Source organism: Psychrobacter sp. TB20-MNA-CIBAN-0197 (assembly GCF_040309765.1).
In the GTDB taxonomy this organism is placed as follows: domain Bacteria; phylum Pseudomonadota; class Gammaproteobacteria; order Pseudomonadales; family Moraxellaceae; genus Psychrobacter; species Psychrobacter submarinus.
On record NZ_JBEOPC010000018.1, the window covers coordinates 22,500 to 39,801 of the forward strand.

Genomic DNA, 17,302 nt, shown 5'->3' on the forward strand with positions numbered 1-17,302 from the left:
AAACAGCAGGCTGTAAGGTTTTTTATCTATGTTTAGCAAACCTATCAGCAATACTCGCTAAGCTTTCGTACAGGTAGCAGTTATGGCGTATCCGGACTCTGAACATCCTACTGGGCTATTGATAAGCGCTATGGTGCTGAGCTTTATTGTCGCTTCATCGCTTAGCGTCTATCCTTTGGGTCAGTATTTGGCTGCGCTACGACCTTTATTTATGGTGATGGTGCTTATTTTTTGGCTATTATTCCAGCCACGTTATGCCGGTGTCTTTCTTGCCTTTACTATAGGTCTTATCGCTGATTTATTGACCGATAGCCTTCTTGGTCAGCAGGCTTTTGCTGCTGTGGTCGTGGCCTTTACGATTAGGCTCTCTAGTATTTATCTCAAGCAGTTAAATACGCTTAGCGCTTGGATAGTCGCCACTATAAGCTTGTTGGTATTTCAATCGACGCTTTGGTTATTACAACTAATCACCCAAAGCACTTTTATCGCTCAGTCCGCTTTTGCATTAGCGTTAAGTATCATTAGTTGGCCTTTGGTGCTTTTAGTTTTACGCAAGTTTACTCGTTAAGCTCAATCATAGGCTTATAAACTAAGCCTAACCATAAGCTTTTGCGATGCTATAAATCCGCGCTTTTATCAATAAACCTGTAAGCAATCAATCCTAAGAACCCTAAAAGTATTATGTCTACTATCATTTTAGCGTCTGGCTCACCGCGTCGTCGTGAGCTGCTAGATTTGGCGCAATTGCGCTTTGACACTATGAGTGTCGATATCGATGAGACGCCTCTTACCGATGAGCTGCCGACCACTTATATAAAGCGGATGGTCAAAGATAAGTCTGATGCAGCTATTGAGCAGTTGAATTTACAGCTAGCGGATCGTACTGAGCGTACGAGTATCTCAAGCACGCCAACGGCTATTGTGTTGACCGCAGATACCATTGGCGTGCTAGCTGATGGCAAGACGGTTTTGGTCAAGCCAGTCGATCGCGCTCATGCGCATAGCATGTGGCAGCAGATGTCTGATAGTACTCATCAAGTCTGGACGGCAGTACGTGCGGTAAAAGTGCAGCTTACTTGCGATGATAAGGGGGTAGAGCTGTGGCAGATCACAGCCGAGCGGCAAATGATGGAGAGTACCGATGTCAGCTTTATCCCGTTAACTCAGGCAATGATGGATAGCTATTGGGACAGCGGTGAGCCAGCAGACAAGGCGGGCGGCTATGGTATTCAGGGCTTAGCAGCTGCTTGGGTTACTCGTATCAGCGGCAGTTATACCAATGTCGTCGGTTTACCTTTGGCGCAGACTGTCGCTTTGATTGATGAGCTGCAAGTTAGCTAAGAGGAGCAAACTCACATAATGATACGGCAGGGGAGTGGGCAGATGCGCGTGCTATTTGCTACACTATAAATCCTTAACGAGAGTCACTGTCATTAAAGCTGTGTCATATAAGACCATATAAGAAGAGGCATTATGTCTGAAGAGCTGCTGATCAATGTTAGTCCGATGGAGTCGCGCGTAGCAGTTATGGATAATGGGGTACTCAGTGAGATCTACATTGAGCGCCATCATAAACTTGGCTTAGTTGGCAACATCTATTTAGGAACAGTGGTACGAGTGCTGCCTGGTATGCAAGCTGCATTCGTCGACATCGGCCAATCGCGTACTGCTTTTTTGCATGTCAACGATATGCAGCGTCCGCCTAGAGCTGTCAGTAAAAGCGAGCCTAGCCAAAAGCCAGATCCAGCCAGTAACAGCCAAACGACCAGCACGCTTAAGATGCAACAAGATAAAGCTGAAAGCTTAGTGTCGACACTCGCTGCTACGCCGCCGGTAGTCAGCGCTGAAAGTACAGCGGTCAAAACCACTGAAATCGTCTCTGCGGCTAGCCAAAACCTCATTCAACATCGCCTGCATGAAGGTCAGCGCATTTTAGTACAAGTCACTAAAGATCAGCTGGGCAGTAAAGGTGCGCGCCTTACTACTAACATCTCTTTGCCGTCACGTTATTTGGTGTATTTGCCATCTAGTGATCATATCGGCATCTCTCAGCGTATTGATGGCGAGGAGGAGCGCAGCCGCCTAAAGACTGAGCTGACTTGCCTGATGCAAACGGTTAATCTGCAAGGCGGCCTGATCGCGCGTACTGCCGCTGAGCGTGTCCCAGTCAATAAGCTTGAAGAGGATATCTATTATCTGCTGCAGCTGTGGCGTACTATCGGTGCGCGCCGGCAAGAAATGAGACATCATCAAAGCTCAGAGCTTATCTATCAAGAGCTATCGTTGCCGCTACGCTCCATCCGTGATTTAGTCCATATCGATACCGAAAAGGTCATCATCGATGATGCTCAAATCTACGCGCAGCTACGCTACTTTGCCAAAGAGTTTGTGCCTTTTGTTTATGACCGTATTATTCATTATACCGCTGAGCCTGCTTTATTTGATGTCCACCGTGTTGAAGACGATCTAAGCGATGCCCTAAAACGCCGAGTGAACCTAAAATCAGGCGGCTATCTGATTATCGATCAAACTGAAGCGATGACCACTATTGATGTCAATACTGGCTCCTTTGTCGGTGGTAGATCCTTAGAGGATACCGTTTATAAAACCAACCTTGAAGCCACGCATGCAATAGCAAGGCAGCTGCGTCTGCGTAATTTAGGCGGTATTATTATTCTCGACTTTATCGATATGTTGGAGCAAGAGCATAAGGATGATGTCCTAAGCAGCTTGCAGCAGCAATTGACCGAAGATTATGCCAAAACCAATATCACCCAAGTCAGCGAGCTGGGTCTGGTTGAGATGACCCGTAAGCGCACGCGTGAGTCCTTAGGTCAGCAGCTATGTGAGCCTTGTGCCACTTGCGAGGGGCGCGGGTTTGTCAAAACCGCTGAGACTGTCTGCTTTGAGATATTTCGCGAAATTATGCGCTGCGCGCGTACTTATAATTCGCCAAAGAAGTTTACGGTAGTCGCTCATGCAGCAGTGATTGACTTACTGCTAACCACAGAGGCCGATACTGTCGCTGATCTGGAGTATCTACTAGGGCGAGTTATTACCTTTGAGGTAGAGAACTTATACACGCAAGAGCAATACGATATCGTTTTGGATTAATATTACCCTTGCAATGAGCGACAAGGTGTGTATAATACACACCACTGAATTATAAGCATCCGCCTAAGAAAAAGCGGCTGCTATGACAGCTAGAGCATCGTTTCTAGCACTATTTCATTATGGCTTTGCTGATTTTTCCGATAACTGGAAGAGTCGGCGGGGCTTTAAATTATTTTGCTTTTGGCACGCTGCTGGTTCTCTTCAAGAGCCTGATTTTTCAGAGAAGTCTGACAAAGAATAAGAAGCCGCTTAAAGTAGATCTTTAACCAAACGGCTTATGTTTATCCACTTGCAGCGCAAGAATGAACAAAGCACATATTAGGAGCTTGCTGGCATGGCTAACCAGAGAATCCGTATCCGTCTTAAGTCTTTTGATCATCGTCTGATTGATCAATCGGCACAAGAGATTGTTGATACAGCAAAGCGCACCGGTGCGCAAGTTTGTGGTCCTGTACCGTTGCCGACTCGCATTGAGCGCTTCGACGTTTTAACCTCGCCACACGTCAACAAAGACGCTCGTGACCAGTACGAAATCCGTACTCACAAGCGTATGGTTGATATCGTTCAGCCTACTGACAAAACTGTGGACGCGTTAATGAAGTTAGATTTAGCGGCAGGTGTTGACGTCCAAATTGCTTTGGGTTAATACGCAACAACGCCCAATCCATTAATAGAAGATATAAAGAGGTTTAAAATGGCGATCGGTTTAGTCGGTAAAAAATGCGGCATGACCCGAATCTTCACAGAAGCAGGTGTTTCTATCCCTGTTACTGTGATTGAGGTCGATGCAAACCGCATTACTCAAGTAAAAAGTAATGACGTAGATGGCTATCAAGCCATTCAAATCACCACAGGCACTCGTCGTGACAGCCGCGTAACTGCAGCTCAAAAAGGTCACTTCGCAAAAGCTGGCGTTAAAGCGGGCCGCGGTGTTTGGGAATTTCGTACCAATGATAGCGACCTTGAAGGCCGTGAGATTGGTGGTGAGATCCTAGCTGACCTATTTGAACAAGGTCAGATTGTTGATGTCACAGGACAGAGTAAAGGTAAAGGCTTTCAAGGCGGCGTAAAGCGTCATAACTTTAGCATGCAAGACGCCACTCATGGTAACTCAGTCTCTCATCGTGCCCTTGGTTCAACTGGTCAAAACCAGTCACCAGGTAAAGTATTCAAAGGCAAAAAGATGCCAGGTCAGATGGGTAACAAGCGCGTCACCGTACAAGGCCTAGAAGTGGTCTCAGTTGATGCTGAAAAAGGGTTACTTGTCATCAAGGGTGCCATCCCTGGTGCCACCGGTGGCGACGTTATCGTACGTCCGTCAGTCAAAGCCTAAGCAAGGGGATTAACGTGGATTTAAAAACAGTTACAGGTGCGGCGGTTGAGCTTTCTGATACGGCTTTTGGTCGTGAATTCAACGAAGCATTAGTGCATCAAGTCGTCACCGCTTATTTAGCTGGTGCTCGCCAAGGTACACGTGCGCAGAAAACCCGTGCCGAAGTTTCTGGCGGTGGCATCAAGCCATGGCGCCAAAAAGGTACTGGTCGCGCTCGTGCAGGCTCTATTCGTAGCCCAATCTGGCGTTCTGGTGGTCGCGCATTTGCTGCGAAGCCACAAGACTGGTCACAAAAAGTTAACCGCAAAATGTACCGCGGTGCTATGCAGTGCATCCTAGCTGAACTCATTCGCCAAGAGCGTTTGATTTTAGTTGAAGAGATAAGTGTTTCTGCACCTAAGACCAAAGAGCTGATCGCAAAGCTAAATGAATTAGATGCGCCGCGCGCATTGATCGTCACCAAAGAAGTTGACGAGAATTTATATTTAGCTGCTCGCAATATTCCACACGTCAATGTACTAGGTACATCTGAAGTGGATCCAGTGAGCTTGATCGCCTTTGACAAAGTCATCATGTCAGTTGAAGCTGCGAAACAATTTGAGGAAGCACTAGCATGAATAACGCAAGACTTTATCAGGTCTTAAGAGGACCTGTATTCTCAGAAAAATCTCAAATGCTTGGTGATTCATTTGGTGTGCAAGTATTCAAAGTTGATTCTAATGCCACTAAGCTTGAAATCAAAAAAGCAGTTGAGTTGATGTTTGAAGGTGTTGAAGTCACTAAGGTGAACACTTTGAATGTTAAAGGTAAGACAAAGCGTTTTGGTAGAAGCATCGGCCGTCGTAATGACTTCAAAAAAGCCTATGTTACCTTAAAAGCTGGTCAAGATGTACAAATGGCTGATGCTGGTGAAGAGGTCGCAAATACGACTGATTCTACTAGTGAAACAGCGAACAACGAATAAGGATTACACTCATGCCTATCGTAAAAGCAAAGCCAACATCACCAGGCCGTCGTTTTGTTGAAAAAGTGGTGCATCCACACCTTTATAAAGGTCGTCCTTATGCAGCACTTGTCGAATCAAAAGGTAAGTCAGGTGGTCGTAATAACAATGGTCGCATAACTTCTCGCCACATCGGCGGTGGTCACAAGCATCATTATCGTATCATTGACTTCAAACGTACTAAAGACAATATCCCAGCTGTGGTTGAGCGTATCGAATATGATCCTAACCGTACTGCTCATATTGCTCTACTTAAGTACGCTGATGGTGAGCGCCGTTATATTATTGCTGCTAAGAAGCAAAAAGTTGGTGATTCAGTATTATCAGGTGATACGGCTCCAATTCGTCCAGGCAACTGTATGCCGCTTAAAAACATCCCTTTGGGTACTGTGATCCATAATATCGAATTAAAAATCGGTAAAGGCGCACAGATGGCTCGTTCAGCGGGTGCAAGCGTACAGCTACTAGGCCGTGATGGTATCTACGCGATTCTACGTCTACGTTCAGGCGAGACTCGCCGTGTACACGTTGAGTGCCGTGCGGTTATTGGTGAAGTATCTAACACTGAAAACAACTTGAAGTCACTTGGTAAAGCCGGTGCCTCACGTTGGCGTGGTGTTCGTCCTTCAGTCCGTGGTGTCGCTATGAACCCGGTTGATCACCCACATGGTGGTGGTGAAGGTCGTGTTAAAGGTCGCCATCCAACTAGCCCTTGGGGTCAGAAGTCTAAAGGACTTAAAACGCGTCATAATAAGCGTACTGACAATATGATCATCCGTCGCCGCCGCGCCAAGAAGAAATAAGGAAGAATTTCATGCCTCGTTCATTGAAAAAAGGTCCATTCATTGATGCGCATTTGTTTGCCAAAGTTGAGAATGCTATTGACACCAACTCACGCAAGCCCATTAAAACATGGTCGCGTCGCTCGATGATTCTGCCCCAAATGGTTGGCTTAACCTTATCTGTTCATAATGGCCGTACTCACGTACCTGTCATTATCAGCGAGCAGATGGTTGGTCATAAACTAGGTGAATTTGCCCCGACTCGTACGTATCGTGGTCATGGCATTGACAGAAAAGCAAAAAGATAAGGTGCTTACCATGGAAGTAACTGCAAAATTACGCGGTGCCGCCATCTCGGCACAAAAAGTTAGACTCGTTGCTGATGAAGTTCGTGGCAAGCCGATTGAGCGTGCTTTGGATATCCTAACGTATAGCAATAAAAAAGGCGCAGTCTTTGTTAAGAAATGCCTTAACTCAGCCATCGCCAATGCCGAACATAATCACGGCCTAGATATCGACGACCTAAAAGTTGCGACTATCTACGTTGATGAAGGCATTACGCTAAAGCGTATCCTACCACGTGCTAAGGGTCGCGCTGATCGTATCAGTAAGCGTACCTGTCACATCACTATAAAGGTAGGAGAATAAGCTATGGGTCAGAAAGTACATCCAATCGGAATTCGTCTTGGTGTTGTCAAAAAGCATAATGCAAACTGGTATGCTGATCCAAAGCAATACTCAGAATACCTCATCAACGACATCCAAGTTCGTGAATACTTGCGCAAAAAGCTAGACAACGCGATGATCAGCAACATCACGATCGAGCGTCCTACTGGCGCCGCTAAGATTACCATCGCCACTGCGCGTCCTGGTATCGTTATCGGTAAGAAAGGCGAAGATATCGAAAGATTGCAAAAAGAATTGACCAAAATTATGGGCGTACCTGCTCAGGTCAATATCGAAGAGATTACCTCGCCTGATCTTGATGCTCGTCTGGTAGCAGACGGTATCGGTAGCCAGCTTGAGCGCCGTGTCATGTTCCGCCGTGCTATGAAGCGCGCGGTACAAAACAGCATGCGCTCTGGTGCGAAAGGTATCAAAGTTGAGCTCTCTGGTCGTCTAGGCGGCGCTGAGATTGCTCGTACTGAATGGTACCGTGAAGGTCGTGTGCCATTGCACACACTACGTGCTGACATTGATTATGCGTCAATACGTGCGGAAACGACTTACGGCACTATCGGTGTAAAAGTTTGGATCTTCCGCGGTGAAATCCTTGACGGTATGAACAGTGTTTATAATCCGGTCAAAGAAGAGCAGACTCGTGCGCCAAAACGCCGTGGTCGCGGAAACTCAAACCGTCGAAACTCAGACAGAGGTTAAACTATGTTACAGCCAAAACGTACCAAGTTTCGTAAAATGCACAAAGGTCGTAACACAGGGCTCGCTCATCGTGGAAGCACCGTTGCATTCGGACAAATTGGTCTAAAATCTTTGACTCGTGGTCGTATGACTGCTCGTCAAATTGAAGCAGCACGTCGTACTATCACTCGTAAGATTAAGCGTGGTGGTAAGATTTGGATTCGTGTTTTCCCAGACAAGCCAATTACTAATAAGCCTCTAGAAGTACGTATGGGTAAAGGTAAAGGTCCTGTCGAGTATTGGGTCTGCGAAATCAAACCTGGTAAAGTGCTATACGAAATCGAAGGGGTTTCAGAAGAGCTTGCTCGCGATGCCTTAACGCTTGCAGCAGCAAAACTGCCCTTTAAAACTACCATTGTTAAGCGGACGATAATGTAATGAAGATCAGTGAATTACGTGATAAATCATTAGAAGAACTGACCCAGTTACTTGATGAAAAGCAACTTGATGCTTTCCGTATTCGTATGGCTAAAGCAACCGGTCAGTTGGGGAACACCCATGAAGTACGTGCCAATCGTCGTACGATTGCTCAGCTTCAGACTTTGATCAACGAGAAACAACGAGGCGACTCATGAGCGATAACAATCAAGCAACTACCAATGCTAGCGTCCTAACAGGACGTGTTGTGAGCAACAAGATGGATAAGTCCATCACGGTTTTGATTGAGCGTCTGGTTCGTCATCCTTTGTATGGCAAACAGCTTCGTCGTTCTACTAAAATCAAAGCCCACGATGAGAACAATGTCTGCCAACAAGGCGATCTTGTCCGCATCAAAGAAACGCGTCCAATCTCAAAAACAAAGTCTTGGACTTTAGTTGACGTGGTTGAAACTGTAGAAAAAATTTAAGTAAATTGCATTGAAAGTCAGAAGCTGTTAAAATATCCGCCTTTTTAGGGATGCTGATTGCGCCGAGCGTTTATCACACACCTATGAGTAAAATGCGGCTACTAGTATAAACCTGCCGCTTACTCATACTGTGCAAGCGGCAGCAACTGGCTTTTATTGCTCATACGTGTGGAGTAACGCTATGATTCAGGTCGAATCTATGCTGGAAGTTGCAGACAATAGCGGTGCAAGAAGAGTTCAGTGCATTAAAGTACTGGGTGGTTCTCATCGTCGTTATGCATCTGTCGGCGATATCATTAAGATAACGGTTAAAGAAGCTATTCCTCGTGGTCGTGTCAAAAAAGGCGACGTGATGAATGCGGTAGTTGTACGTACCAAAAAAGGCGTTCGTCGCTCTGATGGTTCAGTGATTCGTTTTGATGACAATGCTGCGGTATTGCTCAACCAAAACAAAGCACCAATTGCAACTCGTATTTTTGGACCGGTAACTCGTGAACTACGTGGTGATCAGTTTATGAAAATTGTATCCCTAGCACCAGAAGTATTGTGAGGTAACCCATGGCTAAATTACGTAAAGGCGATACAGTTATCGTGATTGCTGGTAAAGACAAAGGCAAGCAAGGTACTGTACAAGCTGTTAAAAACGATCGCATCAAAGTCGAAGGCATTAACATCGTCACCAAACACCAAAAGCCAAATCAGGCGACTGGTAGCGAGGGTGGTATCGTTAAGCAAGAAGCCTTTTTGCATATTTCAAATGTCGCAATCTTAAATGCGCAAACCCAAAAAGCAGACCGTATTACTTATCAGACGAACGATGAAGGCGTGAAACAACGCGTTTATCGCTCAAATGGTGAAGTAGTGGCGACTGCGTAAGACACTAAGGGTGTAATAGTAATGGCAAGATTAAAAGCTTTATATAACAATGAACTCAAGCAGCAGATTCAAAAAGAGATCGGTGTAGAAAATGTGATGCAAGTGCCTAAAATCACTAAAATCACATTGAACATGGGTGTCGGCGGCGCATCACAAGATAAGAAGTTACTTGAAGGTGCTGTAGCAGACATGACCGCTATCGCTGGTCAAAAGCCTGTTGTCACCAAAGCACGCAAATCAGTTGCTGGTTTCAAAATTCGTGAAGAGTGGCCAATTGGCTGTAAAGTAACGCTTCGCGGTGAGCAAATGTACGAATTTTTAGATCGTCTCATTGCTATTGCGATTCCTCGTATTCGTGACTTCCGTGGTTTTTCACCTAAAGCTTTTGACGGACGTGGTAACTACTCATTGGGTATCAAAGAGCAAATCGTATTCCCAGAAGTAGACTATGATAAAATTGATCGTATCCGTGGTATGGATGTGACAATCACTACGTCAGCAAGTTCTGATGAAGAAGGTCGTGCGTTACTCAAAGCATTCGGCTTCCCATTCAAATAAGGTAAAGACGTTATGGCAAAGAAGAGCATGATCAACCGCGAATTAAAGCGCGAAAAAATGGTTGCTAAATACGCTGAGAAGCGTGTGAAGCTAAAAGAAACTATCAGTGACATCAACGCAAGTGACGAAGAGCGTATGGATGCAATGTTAGAGCTACAAGCTCTACCACGCAACTCATCACCAGTACGTCTGCGTAATCGTTGTGCTATCACCGGTCGTCCTCACGGTTACTTCCGCAAGTTTGGCTTATCACGCAATATGCTGCGTGAGCGTGTCATGCAAGGCGATGTGCCTGGTGTTCGTAAAGCAAGCTGGTAAGGAGTAATCACATGAGTATGCAAGATACTGTTGGGGATATGCTAACCCGTATTCGCAACGCACAAATGGCTAATAAAGTGTCCGTAGCTATGCCAAGCTCAAAACTACGTAAATCTATCGCTGACCTTTTGGTTAGTGAAGGTTATGTAGCCAGCGCTGAAGTTAGCGAAGAAGCGAACAACAAAGCGACATTAACTATCGAGCTTAAATATTTCGAAGGCAAAGCTGTCATCGAAACTATTCAACGTTATAGCCGTCCTGGCCTACGCCAGCATCGCGGTAAAGACAATATCCCTACTGTTAAGCAAGGTATGGGTGTGGCTATCGTATCAACCAGTCAAGGTATCATGAGTGATCGTGCTGCTCGCGCTGCTGGTATCGGTGGTGAAATCGTTGCATTTGTTGCTTAATTAGCATTTCTGCTACGCAATAAAACGATAAAGTCTATTTGTATCTTATTAAGCTTACAGACTATTTTTTTGAATAGCTGTAAGCCTGATATCACATCAGCACTTACTAATTATAAATTGATAGGTGTTAATTAAGATCAATTATGATAAACTAACACGCTTTTTAGCCTGTTAGTTTTTTCGCTATTATCCTAACTGAATTTAATTTATGTTTTGATAGTGGTCAGCTAACAGATGTTTTAATTTTTTTAAGGAATATTCCTATGTCTCGTGTGGCTAAAGCCCCAGTGACACTGCCTAGCGGCGTAAGTGTTACTTTGAACGATCGGCAGGTCGAAGTGAAAGGCAAGAACGGTACTATGTCTTTACACCTGCATGAATTGGTCGAGCTGAAACAGGAAGATGATACTATCATTCTCTCACCTACAGTCGATTCAAAAGAAGCCATGATGCACACTGGCACCGTTCGCGCCTTACTTAACAACCACGTTAAAGGCGTTAGCGAAGGGTTCGAGAAGCGCCTTCAGCTAATCGGTGTTGGTTATCGTGCACAAGCTGCTGGCGATAAAGTAACCTTAAACGTTGGTTATTCACATCCAGTAGAATATACGTTGCCTGAAAGTGTGTCAGCTGAAACGCCAACGCAAACTGAAATTGTTTTGAAATCAAACAATAAGCAGCAACTTGGTCAAGCAGCGGCTAATATCCGTGGTTTCCGTCCGCCAGAGCCTTACAAAGGTAAAGGTATTCGTTATAGTGACGAGCGCATTATTCGCAAAGAAGCCAAGAAAAAATAAGGTGAGAGGACATGTTTGATAAAAAAGCAGCTCGTCTGCGTCGAGCTAAAAAAACCCGTGCACATATCCGTCATTTAGGCGTTAATCGTCTTACGGTAAACCGCACACCAAAGCACATCTATGCCCAGATTATCTCTCCGAACGGTGGTGAAGTGATCGCTCAGGCATCTACCTTAGACAGCAGCTTGCGTTCAGGCGCGACTGGTAACGCTGATGCAGCGACGTCTGTAGGACAAATGATCGCAGAACGCGCAAAAGCAGCTGGTATTACGAAAGTTGCCTTTGACCGTAGTGGTTTTAAATATCATGGTCGAGTAAAAGCTTTAGCTGAAGCTGCTCGCGAAAATGGATTGGAGTTTTAATCATGGCTAGAAACGATAGAAATGATAAAAATGAACAAAGCGATGGTTTAGTAGAACGCCTAGTTACCGTTGATCGCGTTGCAAAAGTGGTTAAAGGTGGTCGTATCTTCTCTTTCACTGCTTTAACGGTAGTGGGTGATGGTAATGGCCGCGTTGGTTTCGGCCGTGGTAAAGCGCGCGAAGTACCAGCTGCTATCCAAAAAGCTTTAGAAGCAGCTAAACGCAATATGATCACTGTGGATCTTAATGAAGCCACTTTGCATCATCCTATTGCAGCACGTCACGGTGCGAGCAAGGTCTATATGCAGCCTGCATCTGAAGGTACTGGCGTAATCGCTGGTGGCGCAATGCGTGCGGTATTAGAAGTTGCTGGTGTTAAAGATGTTTTAACAAAGTGTCATGGTTCTACCAATACCGCTAACGTCGTTCGCGCGACATTCAACGGTTTACGTGATATGTCAACTCCAGAGAAGATGGCAGCAAAACGTGGTAAATCTGTAGACGAAATTTTGGGTTAACTTAGACTAGGTGAGTTACGATGAAAAAAATGAAAGTCACTCAATTTAAATCAGGTGCCCATCGCCTCAAGAGCCACAAAGCTAGCTTGAAAGGATTGGGTTTACGCCGTATTAATCATACAGTCATCGTTGAAGATACTCCTTCAACCCGTGGTATGGTCAATCGCGTCAACTACATGGTAAAAGTGGAGGAAGCGTAATGGGACTTAGATTAAACGAATTATCACCAGGTGTTGGCGCGAAGAAAACTGCCCAACGTCGTGGTCGTGGTATCGGTTCAGGTCTTGGTAAGACAGGTGGCCGCGGTGTAAAAGGTCAAAAATCACGTTCAGGTTCTAGCGTTCGTTCAGGATTTGAAGGTGGTCAAATGCCTTTATATCGTCGTCTACCAAAATTTGGCTTTACCAGTAAAATGGCAATGACTACCGCTGAGGTACGTTTGTCTGAGCTGAATAAAGTTGAAGGCGATGTGATTAGCTTAGAGACTCTAAAAGCAGCTAACCTTATCCGTCACGACATGAAACGTGCCCGTGTTATGCTATCAGGCGAAGTTACTAAAGCTTATACCTTTAAAGGTATCAAAGTAACTAAAGGCGCCAAGCAAGCAATCGAAGCTGCTGGTGGTAGCATCGAGGAGTAGTAACGTGTCAAAACAATCAATGACCTCAAGTGGTATTCCGCTCAATCCTTTCGCTTTTATACGTAAGTATGACGAGCTTTGGACGCGTTTGTTATTTTTGATTGGCGCATTGATTGTTTATCGTTTAGGGTCTCATATTCCAGTACCGGGTATTAACCCGGTCAACTTGGCAGATTTGTTCTCGCGCAACGAAAACACTATTTTGAGCATGTTTAATATGTTCTCAGGTGGCGCGCTTGAGCGTATGTCAATTATGGCACTAGGTATCATGCCGTACATCTCAGCGTCAATTATTGTACAGATGATGTCGGCAGTCGTACCTTCGCTTGAAGCTCTCAAAAAAGAGGGTGAAGCAGGTCGACGTACGCTGAATAAGTATACCCGTCAAGGGACGCTTGCTTTGGCTTTGGTGCAGTCATTAGGGATGTGTGCCGGTTTGATCAGTCAGAATCTGACTTTATCTTCCGGTCTGACCTTTTATATTCCTGCTGTAACCTCGTTGGTTGCAGGCGCTATGTTCTTGATGTGGCTTGGTGAGCAGATTACAGAGCGCGGCGTAGGTAACGGTATCTCAATGCTTATTTTTGCAAGCATTGTCGCCGGTACGCCAGGTATGATTTCGCAATCGATCGAACAGGTCAATCAAGGTCAGATGAACTTGATTGTACTCTTTATCTTTGTAATATTAGGCATTGCGGTAACCGCCGGTATCGTTTATATCGAACGTGCGCAGCGCCGTGTCCCAGTAAACTATGCGCAAAAGCAGCAACAAGGTCGCAAAATTTATGCTCAGCAGCAGTCACATTTGCCGCTGAAATTAAACATGGCAGGGGTTATTCCCGCTATTTTTGCTAGCTCCTTATTACTGTTTCCAGCGAGTTTAGGGCAGTGGGTTGGTCAATCGGCTGATCCTACTTTTACCCAAAAGATATTACAAAATATAGCGTTGGTGTTGTCTCCTGGACAGCCGCTATATCTAGTACTGTTTGGTGCGATGATTATCTTCTTTTGCTATTTTTATACGGCATTGGTTTTTAGTCCACGCGAGGTTGCAGAAAACCTTAAACGTAGTGGAGCGTATATTCCAGGTATTCGCCCCGGACAACAAACTCAGCGTTATCTTGACCATGTGTTAAATCGACTAACCTTTATTGGCGCGATGTACATGACGGTTATTTGTTTGATGCCGATGGTCGTTCAATCCTCATTTGGTGTGCCGTTCCAACTTGGTGGTACGTCGCTACTGATTATGGTGGTTGTGGTAATGGACTTCATCTCGCAAATTCAAGCGCATTTGATGACCCATCAATACCATGATCAGACGTTAATTCAATCACCCACTCAGCCATAAGCGAGTGTGGTGGTTATTCAAGGAGCATTCCATGAAAGTTCAAGCCTCAGTAAAAAAGATTTGTGGTAGCTGCAAGATTGTACGCCGTAAAGGTCGTGTACATGTTATCTGCACAGCTGAACCGCGCCACAAGCAACGCCAAGGTTAATTAAAAACTGATCATGGCGTTAAGCCTAAACAGTTTATTAAATTAATACTTGAAAAAAAGTGGCGGATGCGATATCATCCGCCACTTGCCGTAGTTCATACCAAAAAATTTTATAACTTCTGCTTTAGTAGCACTCTTATTATCTGTTAATGATAATAAAAGCTTCAAAGTAGGGAGATAGAAGTGAGGTATCAACAGCAACAAATCTGAAAAATGCGCTATTTATAATAAATAATGCATATTTTTCTTTAATGGAGAGAAATCAATGGCTCGTATTGCCGGCGTAAACATTCCGGATAATAAGCATGCTGTTATTTCACTAACTTACATCTTTGGTATAGGTCGTACCACTGCTCAGAAAATTCTAGAAGCAGTTGGCATTGCCCCTACAACTAAAGTTAGTCAGTTAGATGATACACAGTTAGATGCTATCCGTGCACAAGTTGCAGAATACATGACTGAAGGTGATCTTCGTCGTGAAGTGTCAATGAATATCAAGCGTTTGGTTGACTTAGGTTGTTACCGTGGCATTCGCCATCGCCGTAACCTACCTGTTCGTGGTCAAAATACCAAAAACAACGCTCGTACTCGTAAGGGTCCGACACGCCCTCTCAAAAGATAATTAACTTAGGAAGCTAAAAGATGGCTAAAGACACTCGTAGTCGCAAAAAGGTGACTCGTCGTTCAGTATCGGAGGGCGTTGCCCATATCCATGCGTCTTTTAATAACACCATTGTAACGATTACCGATCGTCAAGGTAATGCATTGGCTTGGGCCACTTCAGGTGGACAAGGCTTCCGTGGTTCACGTAAATCTACACCATTTGCCGCTCAGGTTGCAGCTGAAGTCGCTGGTAAAGCGGCTCAAGAATATGGTGTTAAGAATGTCGATGTTTTGGTCAAAGGACCAGGACCGGGTCGTGAGTCTGCGGTAAGAGCACTAGGTGCATTGGGTTATAAAATTAACAGCATCTCTGATGTAACCCCAATCCCACACAATGGTTGCCGTGCGCCGAAAAAGCGCCGCGTCTAATATTAGAGACGAAGCTTTTAATAATAAGAGCTTAAAGGAGACAGAACAATGGCCCGTTATATTGGACCAAAACTCAAATTATCACGTCGCGAAGGCACTGACTTAGGCCTTAAGTCTGGTGTTAAGCCGTATGATGTTAAAACAAAGAAAGCTGGTCGTCCACCTGGTCAGCACGGTGTAAGCCGTAACAAGAGCTCAGAGTATTCTCTACAGCTACGCGAAAAACAAAAAGTTAAGCGTATCTATGGCGTACTTGAGCGTCAATTTGCAAACTACTACAAAGAAGCGGCGCGTAAGCGCGGTGCTACGGGTGAGAACCTACTAGCTATGCTTGAGAGTCGTTTGGATAACGTGGTATACCGCATGGGCTTTGGCTCAACTCGCGCTGAAGCACGTCAGCTAGTCAGCCATCGCACTGTTATGGTAAAAAAAGCTGGCCGTGATGAGTTTGTTCGTGTGAACATTCCATCAATCCAGTTGCAAGATGGTGATGTCATTGCTATTCAAGAGAAGTCTCGCGAACAGCTACGTATTAAAAACGCTATGGAACTAGCATCACAACGTGGTATTCCAGAATGGCTTGATGTTGACAACAGCAAACTACAGGGCACGTTTAAACATGCTCCAGATCGTATTGATCTACCTGCTGAAATCAACGAAAGCTTGATCGTTGAGCTATACTCTAAGTAAGTAACGTACTGCTCAATGTTATGCTTATAGCATTGAGCCATTAACGTTAATTAATCCAGATAAACAAATCGAGGTGACATCATGATGCTAAATGCAACTGAGTTTCTAACGCCGAATGCCATTAACGTGGATACGGTTAACGAGACGATTGCGAAAGTCACGCTCGAACCGTTAGAACGCGGCTTTGGTCATACCTTAGGGAATGCCCTGCGTCGCATCTTGTTATCTTCATTACCTGGTGCTGCAGTCATCGAAGCTGAGATTGATGGTGTTGACCATGAATACTCAACTTTAGAGGGTCTGCAAGAAGATGTCCTTGACTTGCTTTTGAATTTAAAAGGCTTGGCATTGACGCTTCATGACCAAAATGAAGTATTCTTGACCTTGGATAAACAAGGTCCAGGCACCATTACTGCTGCAGATATTGAATTGCCGCACAACGTAGACATTATTAACCCAGAGTTAGTATTGGGTACGTTGAGTGAGCGCGGTCATCTTAAGATGCGTCTGCGCGTAGTGATGGGTCGTGGATATGAGCCAGCAAATCAGCGCCGTGAAGATGGTGATACCAAAGCGATTGGCCGCTTAAAGCTTGATGCAAGCTTTAGCCCAGTACTGCGGGTTGCTTATCAAGTAGAGAACGCTCGTGTTGAACAGCGTACTGACCTTGATCGTCTTATCATTGAGCTTGAAACTAATGGCACTATAGATCCAGAAGAAGCAATTCGTAAAGCGGCCACTATTTTACAACAACAGATTTCAATCTTTGTTGATTTAGAAGCTGAAGAAGCGCCTGAGCCTGTGAAAGAGAAAGAAGAGGTCGATCCTGTGCTATTACGCCCTGTGGACGATCTTGAACTAACGGTTCGCTCAGCCAACTGCTTAAAAGCTGAAAACATTTACTATATCGGTGATTTGGTACAGCGTTCAGAGACTGAACTTCTAAAAACCCCAAATCTTGGTAAGAAGTCATTAACCGAAATCAAAGACGTTTTGGCGTCTAAAGATTTAGAGCTTGGTATGCGCCTAGATAACTGGCCACCAGCTGACCTGCGGGTTGATGATCGCTTCTCTTATCGCAGCCGTTAAACATTAAGGATATTT

General features: G+C 44.9%; 30 protein-coding genes. All 30 read left to right on the top strand.

The window, feature by feature from the left end; all coding sequences use genetic code 11:
* Positions 1–82: 82 nt before the first annotated feature.
* The 30 genes from mreD (at position 83) to AAEY83_RS07455 (ending at position 17,287) form a co-directional block, all read left to right on the top strand.
* Positions 83–568 (top strand): rod shape-determining protein MreD, encoded by a 486-nt coding sequence (mreD, locus tag AAEY83_RS07310; RefSeq protein ID WP_025644425.1) that lies wholly within the window; start codon positions 83–85, stop codon positions 566–568.
* Between the two features lie 113 nt (positions 569–681).
* The gene (locus AAEY83_RS07315) at positions 682–1,341 is read left to right on the top strand and encodes a Maf family protein (protein WP_037058727.1); all 660 of its coding nucleotides are present in this window, start codon (positions 682–684) and stop codon (positions 1,339–1,341) included.
* A gap of 132 nt (positions 1,342–1,473) precedes the next feature.
* On the top strand, positions 1,474–3,114 hold the full coding sequence (locus AAEY83_RS07320; RefSeq protein ID WP_025644422.1) for an Rne/Rng family ribonuclease: 1,641 nt from the start codon (positions 1,474–1,476) through the stop codon (positions 3,112–3,114).
* Between the two features lie 334 nt (positions 3,115–3,448).
* Positions 3,449–3,760 carry a 30S ribosomal protein S10 gene (gene rpsJ / locus AAEY83_RS07325; RefSeq protein ID WP_025644420.1) on the top strand — a complete coding sequence of 104 codons (312 nt, stop codon included), beginning with the start codon at positions 3,449–3,451 and terminating at the stop codon, positions 3,758–3,760.
* A gap of 48 nt (positions 3,761–3,808) precedes the next feature.
* Positions 3,809–4,447 carry a 50S ribosomal protein L3 gene (gene rplC / locus AAEY83_RS07330; protein WP_025644419.1) on the top strand — a complete coding sequence of 213 codons (639 nt, stop codon included), beginning with the start codon at positions 3,809–3,811 and terminating at the stop codon, positions 4,445–4,447.
* A gap of 14 nt (positions 4,448–4,461) precedes the next feature.
* Positions 4,462–5,064 (top strand): 50S ribosomal protein L4, encoded by a 603-nt coding sequence (gene rplD, locus AAEY83_RS07335; RefSeq protein ID WP_025644417.1) that lies wholly within the window; start codon positions 4,462–4,464, stop codon positions 5,062–5,064.
* The gene (gene rplW, locus AAEY83_RS07340) at positions 5,061–5,411 is read left to right on the top strand and encodes a 50S ribosomal protein L23 (protein ID WP_025644414.1); all 351 of its coding nucleotides are present in this window, start codon (positions 5,061–5,063) and stop codon (positions 5,409–5,411) included. The genes rplD and rplW overlap by 4 nt, the downstream gene beginning before the upstream one ends.
* A gap of 11 nt (positions 5,412–5,422) precedes the next feature.
* A complete protein-coding gene (gene rplB / locus AAEY83_RS07345) occupies positions 5,423–6,253 on the top strand; it encodes a 50S ribosomal protein L2 (RefSeq protein WP_025644412.1) in 831 nt (276 codons plus the stop codon).
* 11 nt (positions 6,254–6,264) lie between these two features.
* Entirely contained in the window at positions 6,265–6,540 is a 276-nt protein-coding gene (gene rpsS / locus AAEY83_RS07350) for a 30S ribosomal protein S19 (protein ID WP_025644410.1), read from the top strand.
* A 10-nt stretch (positions 6,541–6,550) separates the two neighbouring features.
* The gene (rplV, locus tag AAEY83_RS07355; protein WP_025644408.1) at positions 6,551–6,880 is read left to right on the top strand and encodes a 50S ribosomal protein L22; all 330 of its coding nucleotides are present in this window, start codon (positions 6,551–6,553) and stop codon (positions 6,878–6,880) included.
* A gap of 3 nt (positions 6,881–6,883) precedes the next feature.
* The gene (rpsC, locus tag AAEY83_RS07360) at positions 6,884–7,612 is read left to right on the top strand and encodes a 30S ribosomal protein S3 (protein ID WP_025644406.1); all 729 of its coding nucleotides are present in this window, start codon (positions 6,884–6,886) and stop codon (positions 7,610–7,612) included.
* Between the two features lie 3 nt (positions 7,613–7,615).
* Entirely contained in the window at positions 7,616–8,029 is a 414-nt protein-coding gene (gene rplP, locus AAEY83_RS07365) for a 50S ribosomal protein L16 (protein ID WP_025644399.1), read from the top strand.
* On the top strand, positions 8,029–8,226 hold the full coding sequence (gene rpmC, locus AAEY83_RS07370; protein ID WP_025644397.1) for a 50S ribosomal protein L29: 198 nt from the start codon (positions 8,029–8,031) through the stop codon (positions 8,224–8,226). Before rplP ends, rpmC begins: the two co-directional genes overlap by 1 nt.
* Positions 8,223–8,498 carry a 30S ribosomal protein S17 gene (rpsQ, locus tag AAEY83_RS07375; protein WP_025644394.1) on the top strand — a complete coding sequence of 92 codons (276 nt, stop codon included), beginning with the start codon at positions 8,223–8,225 and terminating at the stop codon, positions 8,496–8,498. Before rpmC ends, rpsQ begins: the two co-directional genes overlap by 4 nt.
* 181 nt (positions 8,499–8,679) lie before the next feature.
* Positions 8,680–9,048 carry a 50S ribosomal protein L14 gene (rplN, locus tag AAEY83_RS07380; protein ID WP_025644392.1) on the top strand — a complete coding sequence of 123 codons (369 nt, stop codon included), beginning with the start codon at positions 8,680–8,682 and terminating at the stop codon, positions 9,046–9,048.
* An 8-nt stretch (positions 9,049–9,056) separates the two neighbouring features.
* On the top strand, positions 9,057–9,374 hold the full coding sequence (gene rplX, locus AAEY83_RS07385) for a 50S ribosomal protein L24 (RefSeq protein WP_025644390.1): 318 nt from the start codon (positions 9,057–9,059) through the stop codon (positions 9,372–9,374).
* Positions 9,375–9,395: 21 nt separating this feature from the next.
* Positions 9,396–9,932 (top strand): 50S ribosomal protein L5, encoded by a 537-nt coding sequence (rplE, locus tag AAEY83_RS07390; protein ID WP_025644388.1) that lies wholly within the window; start codon positions 9,396–9,398, stop codon positions 9,930–9,932.
* Between the two features lie 12 nt (positions 9,933–9,944).
* A complete protein-coding gene (gene rpsN / locus AAEY83_RS07395) occupies positions 9,945–10,250 on the top strand; it encodes a 30S ribosomal protein S14 (protein WP_025644387.1) in 306 nt (101 codons plus the stop codon).
* 11 nt (positions 10,251–10,261) lie between these two features.
* On the top strand, positions 10,262–10,660 hold the full coding sequence (gene rpsH / locus AAEY83_RS07400) for a 30S ribosomal protein S8 (RefSeq protein ID WP_025644385.1): 399 nt from the start codon (positions 10,262–10,264) through the stop codon (positions 10,658–10,660).
* A 263-nt stretch (positions 10,661–10,923) separates the two neighbouring features.
* Positions 10,924–11,457: a 50S ribosomal protein L6 gene (rplF, locus tag AAEY83_RS07405; RefSeq protein ID WP_025644383.1), complete on the top strand. Its 534-nt coding sequence runs from the start codon at positions 10,924–10,926 to the stop codon at positions 11,455–11,457.
* 11 nt (positions 11,458–11,468) lie between these two features.
* Complete coding sequence (rplR, locus tag AAEY83_RS07410) at positions 11,469–11,819, top strand: 50S ribosomal protein L18 (RefSeq protein WP_025644381.1); 351 nt, start codon at positions 11,469–11,471, stop codon at positions 11,817–11,819.
* A 2-nt stretch (positions 11,820–11,821) separates the two neighbouring features.
* Positions 11,822–12,337 carry a 30S ribosomal protein S5 gene (gene rpsE / locus AAEY83_RS07415; protein WP_025644379.1) on the top strand — a complete coding sequence of 172 codons (516 nt, stop codon included), beginning with the start codon at positions 11,822–11,824 and terminating at the stop codon, positions 12,335–12,337.
* 20 nt (positions 12,338–12,357) lie between these two features.
* Complete coding sequence (gene rpmD / locus AAEY83_RS07420; protein ID WP_025644377.1) at positions 12,358–12,537, top strand: 50S ribosomal protein L30; 180 nt, start codon at positions 12,358–12,360, stop codon at positions 12,535–12,537.
* Positions 12,537–12,977 (top strand): 50S ribosomal protein L15, encoded by a 441-nt coding sequence (gene rplO / locus AAEY83_RS07425; RefSeq protein ID WP_025644375.1) that lies wholly within the window; start codon positions 12,537–12,539, stop codon positions 12,975–12,977. The genes rpmD and rplO overlap by 1 nt, the downstream gene beginning before the upstream one ends.
* 19 nt (positions 12,978–12,996) lie before the next feature.
* Complete coding sequence (gene secY / locus AAEY83_RS07430) at positions 12,997–14,328, top strand: preprotein translocase subunit SecY (protein WP_198013330.1); 1,332 nt, start codon at positions 12,997–12,999, stop codon at positions 14,326–14,328.
* A gap of 31 nt (positions 14,329–14,359) precedes the next feature.
* Entirely contained in the window at positions 14,360–14,476 is a 117-nt protein-coding gene (rpmJ, locus tag AAEY83_RS07435; protein ID WP_025644371.1) for a 50S ribosomal protein L36, read from the top strand.
* A 265-nt stretch (positions 14,477–14,741) separates the two neighbouring features.
* Positions 14,742–15,098, top strand: coding sequence for a 30S ribosomal protein S13 (gene rpsM, locus AAEY83_RS07440; protein WP_025644369.1), 357 nt, complete (start codon positions 14,742–14,744; stop codon positions 15,096–15,098).
* Positions 15,099–15,118: 20 nt separating this feature from the next.
* The gene (gene rpsK, locus AAEY83_RS07445; protein ID WP_025644368.1) at positions 15,119–15,508 is read left to right on the top strand and encodes a 30S ribosomal protein S11; all 390 of its coding nucleotides are present in this window, start codon (positions 15,119–15,121) and stop codon (positions 15,506–15,508) included.
* A gap of 48 nt (positions 15,509–15,556) precedes the next feature.
* Positions 15,557–16,198: a 30S ribosomal protein S4 gene (rpsD, locus tag AAEY83_RS07450; RefSeq protein WP_025644367.1), complete on the top strand. Its 642-nt coding sequence runs from the start codon at positions 15,557–15,559 to the stop codon at positions 16,196–16,198.
* Between the two features lie 81 nt (positions 16,199–16,279).
* Positions 16,280–17,287, top strand: coding sequence for a DNA-directed RNA polymerase subunit alpha (locus tag AAEY83_RS07455; RefSeq protein WP_025644365.1), 1,008 nt, complete (start codon positions 16,280–16,282; stop codon positions 17,285–17,287).
* The last annotated feature ends 15 nt before the right edge of the window (positions 17,288–17,302 follow it).

Bases quoted from the DNA above. Each gene is read 5' to 3' on its own strand.
- rplB (WP_025644412.1), top strand. From the start codon at position 5,423: ATGCCTATCGTAAAAGCAAAGCCAACATCACCAGGCCGTCGTTTTGTT.
- rplN (WP_025644392.1), top strand. From the start codon at position 8,680: ATGATTCAGGTCGAATCTATGCTGGAAGTTGCAGACAATAGCGGTGCA.
- rpsE (WP_025644379.1), top strand. From the start codon at position 11,822: ATGGCTAGAAACGATAGAAATGATAAAAATGAACAAAGCGATGGTTTA.
- rpsQ (WP_025644394.1), top strand. From the start codon at position 8,223: ATGAGCGATAACAATCAAGCAACTACCAATGCTAGCGTCCTAACAGGA.
- secY (WP_198013330.1), top strand. From the start codon at position 12,997: ATGACCTCAAGTGGTATTCCGCTCAATCCTTTCGCTTTTATACGTAAG.
- AAEY83_RS07455 (WP_025644365.1), top strand. From the start codon at position 16,280: ATGATGCTAAATGCAACTGAGTTTCTAACGCCGAATGCCATTAACGTG.
- rplR (WP_025644381.1), top strand. From the start codon at position 11,469: ATGTTTGATAAAAAAGCAGCTCGTCTGCGTCGAGCTAAAAAAACCCGT.
- rpsH (WP_025644385.1), top strand. From the start codon at position 10,262: ATGAGTATGCAAGATACTGTTGGGGATATGCTAACCCGTATTCGCAAC.
- rpsC (WP_025644406.1), top strand. From the start codon at position 6,884: ATGGGTCAGAAAGTACATCCAATCGGAATTCGTCTTGGTGTTGTCAAA.
- AAEY83_RS07320 (WP_025644422.1), top strand. From the start codon at position 1,474: ATGTCTGAAGAGCTGCTGATCAATGTTAGTCCGATGGAGTCGCGCGTA.
- rpmC (WP_025644397.1), top strand. From the start codon at position 8,029: ATGAAGATCAGTGAATTACGTGATAAATCATTAGAAGAACTGACCCAG.
- rplC (WP_025644419.1), top strand. From the start codon at position 3,809: ATGGCGATCGGTTTAGTCGGTAAAAAATGCGGCATGACCCGAATCTTC.
- rplO (WP_025644375.1), top strand. From the start codon at position 12,537: ATGGGACTTAGATTAAACGAATTATCACCAGGTGTTGGCGCGAAGAAA.
- rplV (WP_025644408.1), top strand. From the start codon at position 6,551: ATGGAAGTAACTGCAAAATTACGCGGTGCCGCCATCTCGGCACAAAAA.
- rplE (WP_025644388.1), top strand. From the start codon at position 9,396: ATGGCAAGATTAAAAGCTTTATATAACAATGAACTCAAGCAGCAGATT.
- rplX (WP_025644390.1), top strand. From the start codon at position 9,057: ATGGCTAAATTACGTAAAGGCGATACAGTTATCGTGATTGCTGGTAAA.
- AAEY83_RS07315 (WP_037058727.1), top strand. From the start codon at position 682: ATGTCTACTATCATTTTAGCGTCTGGCTCACCGCGTCGTCGTGAGCTG.
- rplF (WP_025644383.1), top strand. From the start codon at position 10,924: ATGTCTCGTGTGGCTAAAGCCCCAGTGACACTGCCTAGCGGCGTAAGT.
- rplP (WP_025644399.1), top strand. From the start codon at position 7,616: ATGTTACAGCCAAAACGTACCAAGTTTCGTAAAATGCACAAAGGTCGT.
- rplW (WP_025644414.1), top strand. From the start codon at position 5,061: ATGAATAACGCAAGACTTTATCAGGTCTTAAGAGGACCTGTATTCTCA.
- mreD (WP_025644425.1), top strand. From the start codon at position 83: ATGGCGTATCCGGACTCTGAACATCCTACTGGGCTATTGATAAGCGCT.
- rpsJ (WP_025644420.1), top strand. From the start codon at position 3,449: ATGGCTAACCAGAGAATCCGTATCCGTCTTAAGTCTTTTGATCATCGT.
- rpsK (WP_025644368.1), top strand. From the start codon at position 15,119: ATGGCTAAAGACACTCGTAGTCGCAAAAAGGTGACTCGTCGTTCAGTA.
- rpsD (WP_025644367.1), top strand. From the start codon at position 15,557: ATGGCCCGTTATATTGGACCAAAACTCAAATTATCACGTCGCGAAGGC.
- rpmD (WP_025644377.1), top strand. From the start codon at position 12,358: ATGAAAAAAATGAAAGTCACTCAATTTAAATCAGGTGCCCATCGCCTC.
- rpmJ (WP_025644371.1), top strand. From the start codon at position 14,360: ATGAAAGTTCAAGCCTCAGTAAAAAAGATTTGTGGTAGCTGCAAGATT.
- rpsN (WP_025644387.1), top strand. From the start codon at position 9,945: ATGGCAAAGAAGAGCATGATCAACCGCGAATTAAAGCGCGAAAAAATG.
- rpsM (WP_025644369.1), top strand. From the start codon at position 14,742: ATGGCTCGTATTGCCGGCGTAAACATTCCGGATAATAAGCATGCTGTT.
- rpsS (WP_025644410.1), top strand. From the start codon at position 6,265: ATGCCTCGTTCATTGAAAAAAGGTCCATTCATTGATGCGCATTTGTTT.